Genomic DNA, 17543 nt, shown 5'->3' with positions numbered 1-17543 from the left:
CGAAATGGATGCCGGACGGCTACTTGACGGCGCCAAAGGTCATGCCCTGCACCAGTTGCTTCTGGCTGAACCAGCCAAACACCACGATGGGAGCGATGGCGATCAGCGAAGCGGCCGAGAGCTTGGCCCAGAACAGCCCTTCAGGGCTGGCATACGAGGCGATCAGCGTGGCCAGCGTGCCGGCCCGGGCGCTGCTCAGGTTCAGCGACCAGAAGGCCTCGTTCCAGCTCAACACCAGGCACAGCAGCCCGGTGGAGGCAATGCCGCCCACAGCCAGCGGCAGCACCACATGTCGGAACTCGGCCCACAGGCCTGCGCCATCCATGCGCGCCGCTTCCAGGATCTCGTTGGGGATGTCCTTGAGCGCGCTGTAGAGCATCCAGACCATGATGGGCAGGTTGGACAGCGTGAAGACGATGACCAGCACGGTGAGCGAATCCAGCAAGCCCGCCCCTTGCGCCAGCATATAGATGGGCAGCAGGGCCCCCACGGCCGGCATCATCTTGGTCGAGAGCATCCACATGAGCACGTCGCGCGTGTGGCGGCTGCGGAAGAACGCCATGGAGTAGGCAGCAGGCACGGCGATGGCCAGGCCGATCAGGGTCGAGGCCAGGCTGGTGATCAGCGAATTGCGCGCATACAGCAGGTAGTCGCTGCGCTGCTGCACTTCGCCGAAGTTGGCCAGCGTGGGCTCGAACACGAACAGCGGCGGCACGGCAATGGCCTGCAGTTCCGTCTTGAAGGCCGTCAGGAACAGCCAGGCCAGCGGGAAGAACAGCAGCAGTGCCACGGCCCATGCCGCAGCGGCGCGCACCAGGGTGGAGGAACTTGTTTTCATCATGCCCTCAGTCCAGGCTCTTGCCCACGATGCGGATCAGGAAGAGGGAGACGATGTTGGCCAGCACCACGGCAAACAGTGCACCGGCCGAGGCCACGCCCACGTCGAAGTTCATCAGCGACTGCTTGTAGATCAGGTAGGTCAGGTTGGTGCTCTCGTTGCCGGGCCCGCCCGCCGTGGTGATGGCGATCTCGGCGAACACGCTGAGCAGGAAGATCATCTCGATCATCACCACCACCGCCATGGGCCGCGCCAGATGGGGCAGCGTGAGGTAGTAAAAGCGCTGCAGGGCGTTGGCGCCATCCATGCGCGCCGCCTCCATCTGCTCGCGGTCCAGCGACTGCAGCGAGGTGATGAAGATCAGGCAGGCGAAGGGCAGCCATTGCCAGGACACCATGACGATGACGGACAGCAGCGGCATCTCGGTGAGCCAGTCCACGGGCTGCAGTCCGACGGCCCTCCACAGGCTGGCCAGCACGCCATAGATCGGGTTCATCATCATGTGTTTCCACAGCAGCGCATTGACCGTGGGCATCACGAAGAACGGCGAGATCAGCAGCACCCGCACGACGCCGCGCCCCGGAAACGGCTCGTTGATCAGCAAAGCGATCAGCACGCCCAGCACCAGGGTGATCAGCACCACGCTGGCCAGGAAGTTCAGCGTGTTCCACACGGCGGGCAGGAAGTCCGGATCGGTGATGAAGAAGGCGTAGTTGCCCCAGCCGGCGAAGCGGTGCTCGCCCGGCTGCATGAGGTTGTAGTTGACGAGCGAGAAATAAATCGTCATCAACAAGGGCACGAGCATCCAGCACAGCAGCACGGCCACGGCGGGCGCCATCAGGGCGCGGGGCAGCAGGCGCCTGGCGGACGCCGCCCTGTCGGGAGTCCTATCGGCCCTCATTTGTAGTAGCCGCTTTTCCTCATCTCGCGTTCGGCCAGCGTCTGCGAGGTACTGAGCGCCTGCTCCACCGTGACCTTGCCCGACAGTGCGGCGCTCATCTGCTGTCCCACGGCAATGCCAATGGCCTGGAACTCTGGAATCGCGACGTACTGCACGCCGGCATAGGGCGACTTGGGCTCGGTCGCATCGGTCAGGCTCACGCTGTCGATGGCCCGCTTCTCGGCTGCGGCAAAGCCCGCCACCTTCTGGAACTCGGCATTGGCATAGGTGGACTGGCGCGTTCCTGTGGGCACGGCACGCCAGCCGTGCTCCTGCGCTACCAACTGCACATACTCCCTGGAGGTGGCCCACTTCACGAAGACCTGGGCCGCATCGGCCTTCTTCGAGCTGGAGGGAATGGCCAGGTTCCAGGTCCACAGCCAGGTCGATCCCTTGGGCGTGCTGGCCACGGGTGCAGCCGCATAGGCCACCTTGTCGGCCACCTTGGATTGCTTGGGGTCGCTCACGAAGGAGGCGGCGATGCTCGCATCCACCCAGGCGCCGCACTTGCCCTCGTTGAACAGGGCCAGGTTCTCATTGAAGCTGTTGGCCGAGGCGCCCGGGGGGCCATAGGCCTTCATCAGGTCCACATAGAAACCCACGGCCTTCTTCCAGGCGGGTGTGTCGATCTGCGGCTTCCACTGCATGTCGAACCATTGGCCGCCGAAGGTATTGGCCATGGTGGTGATCAGGGCCATGTTGTCCCCCCAGCCCGGCTTGCCGCGCAGGCAGATCCCGTAGACCCCGGCCTTGGGATCGTGGACCTTGGAGGCGAACTCCCGGACCTGCTCCCAGGTGGGCTTGTCGGGCATCTGAAAACCCGCCTTGTCGGCCAGGTCCTTGCGGTACATGAGCATGGAGCCTTCGCCATAGAAGGGCGAGGCATAGAGCTTGCCTTCGTAGGATAGGCCTTCGCGGATGGTGGGCAGCAGATCGGCCGCGTCATAGGCGGCATCGGTGGCAATGGGCTGCAGCCAGCCCTTCTTCGACCAGATCGGCACCTCGTAGATGCCCACGGTCATCACATCGAACTGGCCGCCCTTGGTGGCGATGTCGGTGGTCACGCGCTGGCGCAGCACGCCTTCTTCCAGCGTCACCCATTTGAGCGTGATGTCGGGGTGGGCCTTCTCGAACCGGGGGGTGAGCTTTTGCATCTCGATCATGTGGCCGTTGTTCACGGTGGCGATCACGAGTTCGGTGCCGGCGAGTGCGCCCGCTGCGGCAGTGGCCATGGCCCATGTGAGGCTGGCCTTGAGCAAGCTGTGCATTTTTTGTCTCCTTGTTCCCTGGTCTTCGAATGCTGGATCACCGCGCCTCCCATCCCGGCTGCGGATGAGGCATTGTGGCGACGGCCTCGTGCCCGGACTGGTACGACAGATGCGCCTTTCGATACTTTTATGCGCAGCCAATCCGGTGATATCCCTTAGCCGATGCATCAAACCATTTGCCGCTGCTGCGGTGCGTCCCGACCTCCTAGAATTCCGTTCATCCGCATCTCCGAGGCAGACCATGGCCGTGCAGCGCATCCCTGTTCCACCGAGTGCACTCGGCGAGTCCCCCTTCTGGCACCCGCAGGAACACCGGCTCTACTGGTGCGATATCCAGGACCGGCACATCCATTCCTGGGAGCCCGCCACAGGCCTGCACCGCAGCTGGGCCACGCCCAGCGAACCGGGCTGCTGCGCTCCCACGGACCGGGGCCGCATCGTGGTGGGGCTGCGCGATGGCTTCGGCCTGCTGGACACCGCCACGGGACACACCGAAATGATCGCCCGCCTGGACCATGATCCGCAGCAGCTGCGGCTCAACGACGGGCGCTGCGACCGCGCCGGGCGGCTGTGGGCGGGGTCACTGTTCTCGCCCAAGACGGCGCCCGATGCCGCGCTGTGGTGCCTTCGCGCGGACGGCGCCGGAGGCTACGCCGTTCAGCGCATGGCAGGCGACTGCACCACGGCCAACGGCTTGGCCTTCAGCCCCGATGACGCCTGGATGTACTGGGCAGACACGCCAGCCCACCGCATAGACCGCTTTGCCTTCGACCTGGAATCCGGCACGCTGGGCACGCGCTCGCTGTGGAAGGCCTTCGCACCCAAGGCCGAGGGCAGGCTCTATGGCGGCCGCCCCGACGGCGCCAGCGTCGACGTCCGGGGCAACTACTGGGTGGCCATGTACGAAGGCGGCTGCGTGCTGCAACTGAGCCCCGAGGGCGATGTGCTGCAGCGCCTGGACACGCCCGTGCGCTGCCCCACCATGGTCTGCTTTGGGGGGGAGGACCTGCGCACGCTGTACATCACCTCGGCCGGACACGGCCGGCCCGATCCGGAGCGATCGGCGCAGGTGCCTGCCGGCGCACTGATGGAGTGCCGTGTTGATGTGCCGGGCCTGCCGGTGAACAGCTTCCGCGAAGCCTGAGCCTGCACAGCCCCGGCAACGTGTTGCCAGGGGCGTCAGGCCCGCATGCGCTGCAGCAGTCCTGCGGTCGATGCATCGAGCTCCGCCACATCCCCGCTGGCCAGGCGCTGCTGCAGGTCGCGCGCCAGCAGCTTGCCCAGCTCCACCCCCCATTGGTCGAAGCTGTTGAGGCCCCACAGCGCGCCCGCCACGAACACGCGGTGCTCCTGCAAGGCGATCAGCGCACCCAGCGCCGCCGGCGTGAGCGCATCCAGCAGTACGAAGGTACTGGGCCGGTTGCCCGGGAAGTGGCGATGGCCATCATCGCAGGAACGCCCCTGCATCAAGGCCTGGGCCTGGGCCAGGGCGTTGGCCAGCAGTTGCTCATGGTGGCCCTGCAGGCCGTGCGACGGCCGCTGCACGGCGATGATCTCCAGCGGCACGATGTCCGTCCCCTGGTGCAGCATCTGGAAGAAGGCATGCTGCCCATCCGTACCCGGCTCGCCCCAGAGCACGGGGGCTGAGCCCAGCGCCAGCGGCCGGCCCTGGCGGTCCACGCGCTTGCCATTGCTCTCCATCTCCAGTTGCTGCAGATAGGCCGGCAGGCGCCTCAGGCCTGCGTGGTAGGGCGCAATGCAGCGGCTGGCAAAGCCCAGCAGATTGCGGTTCCAGACATCGAGCAGGCCCAGGCGCACGGGCAGATTGGCCTGCAGCGGTGCCGTGCGGAAGTGGTGGTCCATGGCATGCGCGCCGGCCAGCAGGTCGCGGAATGCCGCTACTCCCACGGCGAGGGCCACGGGCAGCCCGATCGCCGACCACAGCGAATAGCGACCGCCCACCCAGTCCCAGAAACCGAAAGTGGTGGTGATGCCCATCTGCGCAGCCGCCGAGGCATTGGTGGTCAACGCCACGAAATGCCGCGCCACATCTTCACCGCCCTGCGCATGGAACCATTGCAGCGCACTGCGCGCATTGGTCAGCGTCTCCTGCGTGTTGAAGACCTTGGAGGCCACGATGAACAGCGTGCTGCGCGGCTGCAGCCCATCGAGCACCGATTGCAGCTCATGCCCATCCACGTTGGAGACGAAGTGCATGCGCCGCCGTGCGTCGCACATTCCCTGCAGCGCCTGCACGGCCATCTGCGGCCCCAGGCCCGATCCGCCGATGCCCATGCACACCACATCGGTGATGCCGGCATCGGCCCTCACGCGCTCGGCATAGGCCAGCATGGCATCCAGCGTTTCGTGCACCTGGGCCAGGGCCCATGCCAGGCCCGGCGGCGACTCGCCGCGCGGGCAGCGCAGTAGCGCGTGCAGCACGGCGCGGCCCTCGCTGCCGTTGACGTGCTCTCCGGCGAACATGGCATCGCGCTGCTGCTCTACTGCGCACTCGCGCGCCAGACGCAACAGCAGCGCCTCGGCTGGTGCATCCCAGAGGTTCTTGGACAGGTCTGCAAAACAGTGTGGCGCCTCCTGGCTGAAGTGCGCGAACCGGCCGGGATCATCGGCAAAGGCGTGGCGCAGATCGAAGCCCTTGCGCAGGGCCAAGGCATGGTGGTGCAGCGCAGGCCAGACAGTGGCATGGTCGCAGCGCGGGGGCTGGGGAATGACGGACAGCATGGGATGAAAGTAATCTGATTACCAAATCGACAACACATCTCTGGAATAAAACCTCAATACCTTCCTATAATTTATCCGATTCCTCAAAATTTTGGTAACCAAGTTACCAAAAAAAATAGACACACCAACTTGTGGAGACAGCATGGGTTTCGATCTGGTTTTGTTCGGTGGCACGGGTGATCTCACATGGCGCAAGCTGATGCCCGCGCTGTTCCAGGCGTTCCGCCACGGCACCCTCCCCGAGGGGGGACGCATCCTGTGCGTGGGTCGCGATGATCTGAGTGACGACCAGTACCGCGCGCTCATCCAGGGCCGCTTCGAAAAGGTGGAACTGTCCAAGCGCCCCAGTCCGGAGGAGTTCTCGCGTTTCGCGGCCCTGCTGCACTACCTGCGCATGGACCTGTCGCAACCCGCCGACTACGAGCGCCTGGCCACGGCGCTGAACACGCGCGGCGCCGAGACGGTGGTGATGTACCTGGCCACTGCGCCCAGCCTGTTCACCACGGTTTGCGAGCAGATTGCCGCCGTGGGCCTGAATGGCCCGCAGACGCGCGTGGTGCTGGAAAAGCCGCTGGGCCACGACCTGGCCTCCAACCAGGCCATCAACGCCACGCTGCGCAAGGTCCTGTGCGAAGAGCAGGTGTTTCGCATAGACCACTACCTGGGCAAGCCCTCGGTCCAGAACCTGCTGGCCCTGCGCTTCGGCAACGCCCTGTTCGAGCCGCTGTGGCGGCGCGAGACCATTGCCAACATCCAGATCACCATTGCCGAGGAACTGGGCGTGGAAAGCCGTGGCGCCTTCTATGACCAGACCGGCGCGCTGCGCGACATGGTGCAAAACCATGCCCTGCAACTGCTGTGCGCCATCGGCATGGAGCCGCCGATCAACGCCTCGGCCCACGCCATCCGCGACGAAAAGCTCAAGGTGCTGCAGTCGCTCAAGCCCTGGACGCCGGAAACCCTGAGCCAGCACGTGGTGCGCGGCCAGTATCTGGCCGGCGCCAGCCAGGGCCAGCCCGTGCCCGCCTACCAGCAAGAGAAAGGCGTGGCGGCCGGCAGCCAGACCGAGACCTTCGTCGCCCTGCGCACCGAGATCTGCAACTGGCGCTGGGCCGGCGTGCCCTTCTACATCCGCACCGGCAAGCGGCTGGCAGGAAGGGATGCGCGCATCGTCGTGAACTTCCGGCCCGTGCCCCATCCCATCTTCCGCTCACCCCTGTCCGAAGCCAACCGCCTGGTCATCAACCTGCAACCCAAGGACGGGCTGGAGCTGCACCTGCTGGCCCAGGGCGCCACCCAGCAGCAGGCCGAGCCTTCGCTGGCCCCCGTGCACCTGAACCTGGACTTCGACCAGCGCTTCGGCGCCAAGCGCGTGGGCGCCTACGAACGCCTGCTGCTGGACGTGATCGCCGGACGGTTGAACCTGTTCGTGCGCAGCGACGAGCAGGAACAGGCCTGGCGCTGGGTGGAACCCATACTGCAGCACTGGCGCAACGATCTCTCGGGGCCGCGCGGCTATGCGGCTGGCAGTTGGGGGCCCAGCGCGGCCAGCGCGATGATTGCGCGGGATGGGTTTTGCTGGAGCGAGGAGGTTTGAGGCTCCCCCTGAGGCGCTGCGCGCCTTCCCCCTCTCTCGCTACGCGGGAGGGGGACGACAGCATCGCTGCGGGGCGGCCCTTGCTCGCTGTCCCTGGCGCTGGGGCGCGCCGGCTTCAGGCGACGCGCTCGGCCTGCAACGCAGCCTATAGCCCGCGGGGGGCGCTGGATCATGGGGGAACCTACAATGAGGCCCCGAGAGACTGACCACACCATGAATCCTGCTGCGCCGGCTGCCGATGCCGCCCCCACTTCCTCCCTGATCGATCCCAAGCTCGCCATGGGATGGATGCACACGACGCGCTTTTTGACGACGGCTGCGCAACTGCACCATCTTCCCAAGGTCGATGTGCCCGAGATCGCGTTCGTGGGCCGCTCCAATGCCGGCAAGTCCACCTGCATCAACACGCTGACGCAGCAAAAGCAGCTGGCCTTCGCCTCGAAGAAGCCCGGCCGCACGCAGCACATCAACCTGTTCTCCCTGGGCAAGCAGGGCGTGACCGACGCCGTGCTGGCCGATCTGCCCGGCTACGGCTACGCCGCCGTGTCGCGCACGGACAAGCAGCGCTGGCAGCGCGTGATGCTGAACTATCTGGTCAGCCGCGAGAGCCTGACGGGCATCGTGCTGCTGTGCGATCCGCGACTGGGCCTGACCGAACTCGACGAAGCCTTGCTCGATGCCCTGCGCCCGCGCGTGCAGGAGGGCCTGAAGTTCCTCGTGCTGCTGACCAAGGCCGACAAGCTCACGCGCGCCGAGCAGGCCAAGGTGCTGTCCATCACGCGGCTCAATGCCGGCGGTGGCGAGGTGCGCATGTTCTCCGCGCTGAAGAAGCAGGGTGTGGACGAGGTGGCCCAGCTGCTGTGGCACTGGAGTCATCCCGAAGGGCTGGCCCAGCCGGCCGCTGCTGCACCGCAGGCGGACGTCGCAGCCGCGACGCCCGGCGAGAGCGACAGCCCCCAAGATTAGCGCCCGGAGGCGCTCGTGTAGCCAGCGCCCCGCAAGGAGCGCAACATGGTGACCACCTGCATTCGTGAGCTGCCTCACGGCATCCATCTGCACTGCCGCGTCAGCGGCGAACCCGGCCGGCCGCTGCTGCTGTTCCTGCACGGCTTTCCCGAGGGCAGCTTCATCTGGGAAGGCATGCTGGAGCAGTTCGGCACGCAATGGCGTTGCGTCGCCCCCGATCTGCGGGGCTTTGGCCATTCCAGCCAGCCGGCCGGCGTGGAGCAGTACAAGGCCAAGCACCTGCTGCAGGATCTGGCGGCGCTGATCGCCATCGAAAGCCCTGGCGCACCCGCAGCCTGCGTGATCGCCCACGACTGGGGCGGTGCCCTGGCCTGGGGTCTGGCCAATCGCCATCCCGGGCTGATGCAGCGGCTGATGATCCTCAACGCCCCGCATCCAGGCGCCTTTCTGCGCGAGTTGCTGGACAACCCCGTGCAGCAGGCTGCAAGCCAGTACATGCATTTCCTGCGCCGCCCCGACGCACCCGCCCTGCTGGCCGACAACGGCTGGCAGCGCATGCTGGGATTTTTCCGCACACCGCAGGGCGAGTTGCCCGGATGGCTCACGCCGCAGTTGCAGCAGCGCTACCGCGAGCACTGGGACCTGGGCGTGCAAGGCTCCTGCCACTACTACGGCGCCAGTCCCCTGGTGCCGCCCCGGCCCGAAGATCCGGACTCAGCCGACGCACTGCGCAACCTGAGGCTGCCGCCCGAGATGCTGGACATCGGCGTGCCCACGCATGTGCTCTGGGGCGACAGCGACCCGGCGCTGCAGCCTGCCCTGGTCGAAGGTCTGGAGCCGTGGGTGCCGCGCCTGACGGTGCAGCACCTGGCAGGCACTTCGCACTGGGTCGTGCACGAGCAGCCCGATGCGGTGCGGCAAGCGCTGGAGCAGTTCCTGTCCCGCCCCGTTCAGTAGACCGAGGGCTCGCCCTCGGGCCGGGTCTTGAAGCGCCTGTGCACCCAGTAGTACTGGTCGGGCATGGTGCGAATCGCCGCTTCCAGCTCGCGGTTCATGCGTGCCGTATCGGCCTCGGCATCGTCGGTGGGAAAGTCCGTCCATGCCGGCGTGATCTCGGCCACGTAGCCCGTGGGCGTCATGCGCGTATACATGCCCAGCACCTTGGCCCGGCCCAGACGTGCAAAGCGCGACAGCGAGGGGATGGTGGCCGCGTTCACGCCGAAGAAGGGCACGAAGACCGAGTCGTTGCGGCCGAAGTCCATGTCGGGCAAAAGGTACAGCAGCCCGCCCTTGCGCAGGCTGGAGATGATGGGCTTGACCCCGTCGGCGCGGTTGAGCATGCGCACGTCGCCAAAGCGCTGGCGCCCCGACATGAACCACTCATCGACCGCAGGGTCCGGGTGGGTGGAGAAGATCGAGGTGAAGGGCCGCGTGGTGTGCAGCGGCAGCGCCAGGCCCCCCGCGTCCATGCTGTAGAAATGCGGCGCGAACAGGATGGTGGGCGTATCGCCGTCGAGCTCATGCACGGCGCCCTGCAGCTTCACGCGCTCGGCCACCACCTCGCGCGGCGCGGCCCACAGCCAGCTGCGGTCCAGCCAGGTCTGGCAAAAGACGATGAAATTGCTGCGCGCCAGCTCCACGCGCTGCGCCTCGGTCAGCTCGGGAAAGCACAGCGCAAGATTGCGCAGCGCCACCTTGCGGCGCGGCGCGGCCAGCACGAACAGCACACGCCCCAGAAACGCACCCAGCCCCCGCAGCCACGGCAGCGGCATCCAAGCCAGCGACCGCATCAGCCACACGCCGATGCGCCCGCTCATGCATGCACCTCGTTGGCAGCTGCTTCACGGCGCGGCTGCTTGTAGCGCGCATAGCCCCACAGGTACTGCTGCGGGCATTGGCGGATGGTGTGTTCCATCGCCTCGTTGATCTGCTGCACCGCAGCTTCCAGATTCTCGGACAAGGGCACGGGCAACTCCTCAAGATACAGCGCATAGCCCCGCCCCCAGGACAAGCGCTCACAACGGGCCACGATCACCGCGGCCCCCGTCTGCAACGCCAGGCGCGCCGCCAGCGTCATCGTATAGGCATCACGGCCGAAGAACGGCGACCAGACGCCCTGCCCCTCGGGCGGAACCTGGTCGGGCAGCAGCCCCACAGCCGCGCCCTTGCGCAGCGCCTTGATCATCTGCCGCACGCCGGCCAGTGTGGTCGGCACGGCCTGCACGCCGGGGCGGTTGCGCGCCGTCTCCATGACACGGGCCAGCCAGGGCTGGCGCGCGGGGCGGTAGAGAATGGTGATCTCGCCATGCTCGGCCGACCATTGCCGCGCCGCATGCTGCACTGACAGCTCGAAGCAGCCCAGGTGCGGCGTCAGAAAGATGATGCCGCGCCCGGCAGCGTAGGCCCGGCGCACGCATTCCTCGTTGTGCATCTCGCAGCTCGGCTGCCTGCCCATCCACATGCGCGGCAGCTCCGCCACCATGCGCCCCGCATGCCCCACGGCCGGCGCCACGGCGCCGAGGCCGTAGCCGGCCTGCCGGGCGTTGGCCAGAAAGCGGCGCCGGTACGTGGCCGAAGCGGCGAACGCCACCCAGCCCATGAGCGCGCCAAGGGGGTGCAATAGCCACAAAGGCAGTGCAGCAAACAGTCGGAACAGGGATGGCATTAAAATGATGGGTGTCGCTGAGTTAACTGAGCAACTTGCAGAGCGACGTTAAACAATTTCTGCTAAAGCGTTCGCCAGAGCTCCTGCAGCTTGGGCAGCGCCCAGCAAAAAAGCTGCAACCAAGGAGTTTATTCATATGGCGAACGACTTTCTTTTCACCTCGGAATCCGTCTCTGAAGGCCATCCGGACAAGGTGGCTGACCAGATCTCTGACGCGATCCTGGACGCCATTTTCGCCCAAGACCCGTACAGCCGCGTTGCGGCCGAGACGCTGACCAACACGGGCCTGGTGGTTTTGGCAGGTGAGATCACCACCGGCGCAAACGTCGACTACATCCAGGTCGCACGCGACACCATCAAGCGCATCGGCTACGACAACACCGACTACGGCATCGACTACAAGGGCTGCGCCGTGCTCGTGGCCTACGACAAGCAAAGCCAGGACATCGCCCAGGGCGTGGACAAGGCCAGCGATGACGAGCTCAACACCGGCGCCGGCGACCAGGGCCTGATGTTCGGCTACGCCTGCGACGAGACGCCCGAGCTGATGCCCGCGCCCATCTACTACGCACACCGCCTCGTCGAGCGCCAGGCCCAGCTGCGCAAGGACGGGCGCCTGCCCTTCCTGCGCCCCGATGCCAAGAGCCAGGTGACCATGCGCTATGTGGACGGCAAGCCCCACAGCATCGACACCGTGGTGCTGTCCACCCAGCACAGCCCAGACCAGTCGGAAACTGCCACCAAGATGAAGTCCAGCTTCACCGAAGCCATCATCGAGGAAATCATCAAGCCCGTGCTGCCCTCCGAGTGGCTGCAGGACACCAAGTACCTGATCAACCCCACGGGCCGCTTCGTTGTCGGCGGCCCCCAGGGCGATTGCGGCCTGACCGGCCGCAAGATCATCGTCGACACCTACGGCGGTGCCTGCCCCCATGGCGGCGGCGCCTTCAGCGGCAAGGACCCGACCAAGGTGGACCGCAGCGCCGCCTACGCCGCGCGCTACGTGGCCAAGAACATCGTGGCCGCCGGCCTGGCACGCCAGTGCCAGATCCAGGTGGCCTACGCCATCGGCGTGGCACGCCCGATGAACATCACGGTCTACACCGAAGGCACGGGCGTCATCCCCGATGCCGAGATCGCCAAGCTGGTGGCCGCCCACTTCGACCTGCGCCCCAAGGGCATCATCCAGATGCTGGACCTGCTGCGCCCCATCTACAGCAAGACCGCCGCCTACGGCCACTTCGGCCGTGAAGAGCCCGAGTTCACCTGGGAGCGGACGGACAAGGCAGCCGTGCTGCGTGCGGCTGCCGGCCTGTAAGCAAGACGCCAGGGGCACTAGCTCCACCTGACGGCCTCCCGGCCCCATGCCGCGCCTGCCGCGACATGGGGCTTTTTTCATCGCGGGCCTTCTCACAACACTCACATCACTTGACGCAGCAGGCGCAGTAACCGGGTTTCACGGCTGTTAAACTGCCTGCGCTTTTCCCATGAGAGGCCATTTGCAAGGCCAACCCATCCAAGCTCCGCCACATCCGAGACAAGACAAGAAGCAATGGCTGCCTCCCCCAAAGCGATCTACTGGTTCAGTGCCCTTCTTTTGCTGGCCATATTCGGCGTTTACCTGCCCGGCCTGAACAACGGGCTGCTGTTTGACGATATGCGCCTGACGGATGGAACGATCTTCGGCAACTATGGCAGCCTGCTAGATTTCAAACAGCGCACGCTGTCGTATGGCAGCTTCGTCTGGATCGAACAGCTCTTTGGAGCCGGCTGGTGGAAGCAGCGCGTCTTCAATATCGCCTTGCATCTCGCGACCGTGGCAGCTTTGTATGCACTGTTCAAGGCCCTACTGACGCAGACGCGCTTTCCGCATGACATCGAAGAGCAGCCCCATTTCCTCGCATCGCGCGATGCAGCCCTGCAGTTGGGCTTGATCCTTTTTGCACTGAACCCTGTCGCGGTCTACGCCGTTGGATACCTGGTGCAGCGCTCCATCGTCATGGCAACGCTGTTCGCGGTGCTGGCATGCTGGGCCTTTGTGCGTGGACTTCAGAGCGGGCGCGCCCTCTGGCATGTCGCGGCATTCATCTGCTATGTGCTTGCCGTACTGTCCAAGGAGCATGCTTTTCTGACAGTCGCCATGGTGGTGCCGCTCTATATCTTTGTGCGGCGCCCCGGCCTGAAGGCTGCCATGGTCATTGTGGGAATGGCCTTGCTGCTGCTGGCCGTTGCCTCGGCGGCAGTCTTTCATTTTTTCGGCAGTCTGGTGGGCCAGATTTTCGATGAGCAATCCCAGGGCTATGCAAGGCAATTGGAAGCCCTTCAACCCGGCATCACCTCTCGGATCTATCCCCTGAGCATCCTCAACGAGGCAGCCCTTTTCTTTGCCTATGGCTTTCTGTGGATCGTTCCCTATGCGGGCTGGATGTCCATCGATCTGCGACCGGCATTTCCTCTCGGCTTCGGCTCGATCTGGCACCTAGCCGGCGCGCTCGGTTACCTGGCCCTGCTGGCCTGCTCGATCTGGGCCGTGCTCAGGCGTCCCGGTGTCATTGGCCTGGTCGCGCTCTGCCTCCTGTTTCCCCTGCTCTGGTATGCGACCGAATTCGCCACGGTCTGGCTGCAGGACCCCTTCGTTCTGTATCGCAGCTATCTGTGGGCTGTGGCCATCCCGGGATTGGCGGCCATTGCGCTGACGGGGGCCAAACCACGCACCATCTACATCGTCGGCATCGTCATCGGCGTGGTGTTCGGAGCCCTGGCTTTTGAACGCGTGCTCTCTCTTCAGGATGTAGGCACATCCTGGGCCGATGCCGCTGAGAAAATCGACAAAAAAGCCCCCGCCAATGCCGTGGGACGCGGCCGTGCCTTCTTGAACGTCGGAACAGCACACGCAGACAAAGGCATGCTCGACCAGGCGCTGCAGGACTTCGCCACGGCCAATGCCCTTGGAGACTTGGGCGGTAATGCGCTGTTCAATATGGGTGCCGTTCTGTCCCAGCAAAAGAAATTCCCCGAAGCCCTCAATGCCTTTGCCGCAGCCCAGGCCAAAGGCTTCAATGGCCAAGCCCTGTACTACCAGAAAGCCGAAGCGTTGATGGCCACAGGCCAGTTGCGTGCAGCATTCGAGGAATACTCACGCGCCCTGGGCGAGCCCACCGAAGACAGTGCCAACGCCAAGCAAATGGAGCAGACCCTGCGCCTGAAACGCGCAGAGGCGGCCATAGGTGTGCAGCAATACAAAGTTGCAGCTGACGACTTCCGAACTCTGCTGCAGACCTCGCCAAACGCCCCTCGCCTGATCGTCGGATTGGGGCTGGCCCTTGTCGGCCAGGGTGATAGTGCGCAAGCCAAAGAGCTGCTGGAACCACTGGTTGCTCGCAGCCCCAGCGCGCCCGCTTTCTACGGGCGTGCAATGGCCTATCACGGCCTGGGCAACCTGCCGGAGGCGCTGAAGAACCTGGACCAGGCCATACGCCTGGAGCCGCAGAATCCGCAGTACCGGCAAGTCCGCAATCAGCTGAGCCCGGCTACCGCAAAGCCTCAGGCGACGAAGTAGGCGCTGTCCGCCATGGCCCTGCGCATACTTCACGTCGGCAAATTCTTCCCTCCCTACCGAGGCGGCATGGAAGTCTTTCTGGCCGACCTGATACACGAGCAACGACGCCAGGGTGTCGATGCCCATGCCCTGGTCCATGGTGATCCGGAGCCGGATGATCCCGCCTGGCTGGAACGCGTGCCCGTTCAATTCAATCTGGTCTATGCCCCCATGGCCATGGGATTCCGGCGCGCACTGGGCCGCGCCATTGAACGCATTCAGCCCGACGTACTGCACCTGCACCTGCCCAACAACTCAGCGCTTTGGGCACTGACCCTGCCCATCGCGCGGCGCGTGCCCTGGGTCATCCACTGGCACTCCGATGTGGTGGTGTCCAACATCAAGTGGTCCGTGGCATTGGCCTACATGCTGTACCGGCCGTTCGAGCAGGCCTTGCTGGAACGCGCCCAACAGGTATTCGCAACGTCGCCACCCTATCTTGAGGCCAGCAATGCCCTGCGCACCTGGCGCAGCAAATGCGAGATCGTTCCGCTGGGCCTGAACCTCGAAACCATTCCTGCACCAGCATCGCTGCAGCACGGCCAAGGCTGGCGCCCCGACACCCGGCTGCGCCTGTTGTCCATCGGCCGGTTGACCTACTACAAAGGCTTCGAGACCTTGATCCGAGCCGTCTCGGCCATGCCAGGCGTGGAGTTGCTGATTGCGGGAGAAGGCGAGCTGCGAGCATCCCTGGAAGAGCTGATACGCCAATGCACTCACGAGGGCAGACAGGCCAATGTGAGACTGGTGGGCTCGGTGTCGGACGAGGAAAAACATGCCTTGTTTGCAGGGTGCGACATCTTCTGCCTTGCCTCGCGCGAACGTACTGAAGCTTTCGGCATCGTATTGCTGGAGGCCATGTTGCATCGACGTCCCTGCATTGTCACGGACCTGCCGGGCTCCGGTATGCCGTGGGTTATTGCGCAAGCACGCACTGGACTGCATGTTCCTTTCGAAGACATCGAGGCATGGCGCAGTACGATTGCACGCTTGCAGCATGACGGGCAGATGCGAGAACGCTTAGGCAATGCTGGTCCCGACGCTTTGCAACGGATGTTCGGCATTGGAGCATGTGAGCGAGCTGTGGCGCGGCACTATCGCTATCTTGCGCCGGGCCTCGCTCCGGCATCAGCGCGCCACGAATTGATGGTGGTGATCTCGACCCGCAACCACGAGGCAAGCATTTCTCATCTCGTGCTTCGAGCAAAAGCGCTGGTGGACGCCCCCATCCTCGTGGTAGACAATCGCAGCACTGATGCCACGTGCACTTTCGCCGAACAAAGCGGCGCACGAGTGCTGCGGCCCCTTTTAGCCATGACCACGTGGGGCAGCCTGCAGACAGGCATTCGCTACGCACTCGCACAGGGCTTTGAATCAGTCATCACAATAGATGCCGACGGACGCTATGAGGTCGAAGAGATTCCTACGCTACTCAAGGCAGATGCAAGTGCCGATGTGGTTGTTGGCTACTTCGAAGACAATTACAGTCGGGCTCGACGTGCTGCGTGGCAGTGGCTTCGATTTATCACAGGCTTTCCATTACGTGATTTCGTTTCCGGCTTTCGGCTCTACAGACATTCGGCACTGCGCGTTGCGGCCACACCAGATGCCACGTTGCTGGATTATCAAGATATAGGCACTTTGCTGCTCATGCGCAGAGAAAAATTAGGTATTGCCGAAGTAGCTTTACCCATACATACAAAAAAGCCCGACCGATCCAGAATGTTCCAGTCTTGGGCCAATGCAATACGCTATGTTGCTGTTTCTACGCTTCTTGGATTGGCACACCTGCGTTCGAAACAAATACCCGACTAGATGCTCTCGAAACAAAGTTCCGCTTGCATCCGTCGTATGAAACGCTCTTCCGTGAACCGCTGAGAGCTGGCAATGCAAGCCGTGGACATTTCGCCTGCCTGCATATGTTCCATCTTCTCCATAGCAGCGATGACGGCCTGTGGAGTCGGAGGATTTTCCACAAGAAACCCAGTCTTACCATCTTCGACGGTTTCAAGCAGCCCACCTTGTGCAACTCCAATAACTGGCTTTCCTGCAGCCATGGCTTCTACAGGAGACATTCCAAAATCCTCATCCACAGGGAGGTAAATCACGGCTTTTGCATGACCGACCCATCTACGGAGCTCATCATCAGTCTGCCATCCTGTGAAAATGATGTTCTGCATACCCGAAGCCAGCAGCTTCAAGCGCTCCAGCTCTGGCCCTCCTGACAGCACCACAAGGCGCCGCTCAGGCGTCTGCATGAACGCACGAACGATGACATCCACGCGCTTGTTCGGCACCAGGCGGGCAGTAGACAAATAATAGCCTTCATCATCCAATTGCTTGAAATGCTGCGTAGCGACAGGCGGATATACGACCTCGGAGTCAAATCCTGTATGAAGCTTCAATCGACGTTTCACATTCTCGGAGTTTACAAGAATTCTATCCATCCGACCGACAGCTGCCTCATACTGACGGCGGAACCACCATATGAACAATGCATATATTGGACGTAATAAAAAATGAAAGTTCTTTATAGAATCCTCATATAAATCATATGCAAACCTAGGAATGGTATGGCAATAATAAATACGCACCCCCTTACGCTGACTGTATACAGCAAATGGTGTATAAAATCCGCTATAAACAACCTGATCCGCATCATATAAAAATTGCGAACGGAATCTAAAGCACCACATGCTTTCAAGAATTCTTGGCAAAAAGGCAGACCCCCCTCCTTTGAGTTCATGCACTTCAACGGAGGTTTTATCCAACAAAGTCTGTGCCTGTGGATAGCACCGACTTACCACAGTCTCAAAGTCAGGACGTGCCTTTGCAAGAGTGAGAGTGACGCGTTCCGCACCGCCTACCACCTGCATGAAATCATACAGAAGAAAATTCTTTTTTTTCATGCCTATTGCCATTGCAAAGA

The 17543-nt window shown here is 63.5% G+C and carries 14 protein-coding genes; 7 read left to right on the top strand and 7 right to left on the bottom strand.

Going from position 1 to position 17543, the window contains the following annotated elements; all coding sequences use genetic code 11:
- Positions 1-19 precede the first annotated feature (19 nt).
- Genes AC57B5_RS24080 through AC57B5_RS24070 form a run of 3 tightly spaced genes read right to left on the bottom strand, consistent with a single transcriptional unit; the run spans position 20 to position 3046 of the window.
- The gene (locus tag AC57B5_RS24080) at positions 20-838 is read right to left on the bottom strand and encodes a carbohydrate ABC transporter permease (RefSeq protein WP_496400871.1); all 819 of its coding nucleotides are present in this window, start codon (positions 836-838) and stop codon (positions 20-22) included.
- Positions 839-845: 7 nt separating this feature from the next.
- Positions 846-1739: a carbohydrate ABC transporter permease gene (locus AC57B5_RS24075; protein WP_192368452.1), complete on the bottom strand. Its 894-nt coding sequence runs from the start codon at positions 1737-1739 to the stop codon at positions 846-848.
- On the bottom strand, positions 1736-3046 hold the full coding sequence (locus AC57B5_RS24070; protein WP_043822208.1) for an ABC transporter substrate-binding protein: 1311 nt from the start codon (positions 3044-3046) through the stop codon (positions 1736-1738). Before AC57B5_RS24070 ends, AC57B5_RS24075 begins: the two co-directional genes overlap by 4 nt.
- A 241-nt stretch (positions 3047-3287) precedes the next feature.
- Here AC57B5_RS24070 and AC57B5_RS24065 point away from each other — a divergent pair, with 241 nt between their 5' ends.
- Positions 3288-4190, top strand: coding sequence for an SMP-30/gluconolactonase/LRE family protein (locus AC57B5_RS24065; RefSeq protein ID WP_016450960.1), 903 nt, complete (start codon positions 3288-3290; stop codon positions 4188-4190).
- Positions 4191-4225: 35 nt separating this feature from the next.
- Here the strand turns inward: AC57B5_RS24065 and pgi are convergent, their stop codons facing one another.
- Positions 4226-5788, bottom strand: a complete 1563-nt coding sequence (gene pgi, locus AC57B5_RS24060) for a glucose-6-phosphate isomerase (protein ID WP_192368451.1) — start codon at positions 5786-5788, stop codon at positions 4226-4228.
- A 142-nt stretch (positions 5789-5930) separates the two neighbouring features.
- Here pgi and zwf point away from each other — a divergent pair, with 142 nt between their 5' ends.
- The 3 genes from zwf (at position 5931) to AC57B5_RS24045 (ending at position 9308) form a co-directional block, all read left to right on the top strand.
- Positions 5931-7385, top strand: coding sequence for a glucose-6-phosphate dehydrogenase (gene zwf / locus AC57B5_RS24055; protein WP_496400497.1), 1455 nt, complete (start codon positions 5931-5933; stop codon positions 7383-7385).
- 213 nt (positions 7386-7598) lie between these two features.
- Complete coding sequence (yihA, locus tag AC57B5_RS24050; RefSeq protein ID WP_013800744.1) at positions 7599-8351, top strand: ribosome biogenesis GTP-binding protein YihA/YsxC; 753 nt, start codon at positions 7599-7601, stop codon at positions 8349-8351.
- A gap of 45 nt (positions 8352-8396) precedes the next feature.
- The gene (locus tag AC57B5_RS24045; protein ID WP_180318855.1) at positions 8397-9308 is read left to right on the top strand and encodes an alpha/beta fold hydrolase; all 912 of its coding nucleotides are present in this window, start codon (positions 8397-8399) and stop codon (positions 9306-9308) included.
- On the opposite strand, the gene AC57B5_RS24040 is transcribed toward AC57B5_RS24045, so the two are convergent.
- Entirely contained in the window at positions 9302-10168 is an 867-nt protein-coding gene (locus AC57B5_RS24040) for a lysophospholipid acyltransferase family protein (protein WP_012207400.1), read from the bottom strand. The genes AC57B5_RS24045 and AC57B5_RS24040 overlap by 7 nt on opposite strands.
- Complete coding sequence (locus AC57B5_RS24035; RefSeq protein WP_097201421.1) at positions 10165-11016, bottom strand: lysophospholipid acyltransferase family protein; 852 nt, start codon at positions 11014-11016, stop codon at positions 10165-10167. Before AC57B5_RS24035 ends, AC57B5_RS24040 begins: the two co-directional genes overlap by 4 nt.
- 136 nt (positions 11017-11152) lie before the next feature.
- Here AC57B5_RS24035 and metK point away from each other — a divergent pair, with 136 nt between their 5' ends.
- From metK to AC57B5_RS24020, 3 genes are all read left to right on the top strand, one after another.
- The gene (gene metK / locus AC57B5_RS24030) at positions 11153-12334 is read left to right on the top strand and encodes a methionine adenosyltransferase (RefSeq protein ID WP_496400496.1); all 1182 of its coding nucleotides are present in this window, start codon (positions 11153-11155) and stop codon (positions 12332-12334) included.
- 234 nt (positions 12335-12568) lie between these two features.
- Positions 12569-14575, top strand: a complete 2007-nt coding sequence (locus tag AC57B5_RS24025; protein WP_496400495.1) for a tetratricopeptide repeat protein — start codon at positions 12569-12571, stop codon at positions 14573-14575.
- A 12-nt stretch (positions 14576-14587) separates the two neighbouring features.
- Positions 14588-16429, top strand: coding sequence for a glycosyltransferase (locus AC57B5_RS24020; protein WP_496400494.1), 1842 nt, complete (start codon positions 14588-14590; stop codon positions 16427-16429).
- Here the strand turns inward: AC57B5_RS24020 and AC57B5_RS24015 are convergent.
- Positions 16426-17523: a glycosyltransferase gene (locus tag AC57B5_RS24015; protein WP_496400493.1), complete on the bottom strand. Its 1098-nt coding sequence runs from the start codon at positions 17521-17523 to the stop codon at positions 16426-16428. The two genes, AC57B5_RS24020 and AC57B5_RS24015, sit on opposite strands and share 4 nt — an antisense overlap.
- Between the last annotated feature and the right edge of the window lie 20 nt (positions 17524-17543).

The organism is Delftia sp. BGA-UO-ETr-SB1 (assembly GCF_059567865.1).
This window is presented reverse-complemented; position numbering and strand designations above follow the sequence as displayed.

Excerpts from the sequence above, each read along its gene's own strand:
- AC57B5_RS24080 (WP_496400871.1), bottom strand. The coding sequence starts at position 838 with ATGAAAACAAGTTCCTCCACCCTGGTGCGCGCCGCTGCGGCATGGGCC.
- AC57B5_RS24075 (WP_192368452.1), bottom strand. The coding sequence starts at position 1,739 with ATGAGGGCCGATAGGACTCCCGACAGGGCGGCGTCCGCCAGGCGCCTG.
- AC57B5_RS24070 (WP_043822208.1), bottom strand. The coding sequence starts at position 3,046 with ATGCACAGCTTGCTCAAGGCCAGCCTCACATGGGCCATGGCCACTGCC.
- AC57B5_RS24065 (WP_016450960.1), top strand. The coding sequence starts at position 3,288 with ATGGCCGTGCAGCGCATCCCTGTTCCACCGAGTGCACTCGGCGAGTCC.
- pgi (WP_192368451.1), bottom strand. The coding sequence starts at position 5,788 with ATGCTGTCCGTCATTCCCCAGCCCCCGCGCTGCGACCATGCCACTGTC.
- zwf (WP_496400497.1), top strand. The coding sequence starts at position 5,931 with ATGGGTTTCGATCTGGTTTTGTTCGGTGGCACGGGTGATCTCACATGG.
- yihA (WP_013800744.1), top strand. The coding sequence starts at position 7,599 with ATGAATCCTGCTGCGCCGGCTGCCGATGCCGCCCCCACTTCCTCCCTG.
- AC57B5_RS24045 (WP_180318855.1), top strand. The coding sequence starts at position 8,397 with ATGGTGACCACCTGCATTCGTGAGCTGCCTCACGGCATCCATCTGCAC.
- AC57B5_RS24040 (WP_012207400.1), bottom strand. The coding sequence starts at position 10,168 with ATGAGCGGGCGCATCGGCGTGTGGCTGATGCGGTCGCTGGCTTGGATG.
- AC57B5_RS24035 (WP_097201421.1), bottom strand. The coding sequence starts at position 11,016 with ATGCCATCCCTGTTCCGACTGTTTGCTGCACTGCCTTTGTGGCTATTG.
- metK (WP_496400496.1), top strand. The coding sequence starts at position 11,153 with ATGGCGAACGACTTTCTTTTCACCTCGGAATCCGTCTCTGAAGGCCAT.
- AC57B5_RS24025 (WP_496400495.1), top strand. The coding sequence starts at position 12,569 with ATGGCTGCCTCCCCCAAAGCGATCTACTGGTTCAGTGCCCTTCTTTTG.
- AC57B5_RS24020 (WP_496400494.1), top strand. The coding sequence starts at position 14,588 with ATGGCCCTGCGCATACTTCACGTCGGCAAATTCTTCCCTCCCTACCGA.
- AC57B5_RS24015 (WP_496400493.1), bottom strand. The coding sequence starts at position 17,523 with ATGAAAAAAAAGAATTTTCTTCTGTATGATTTCATGCAGGTGGTAGGC.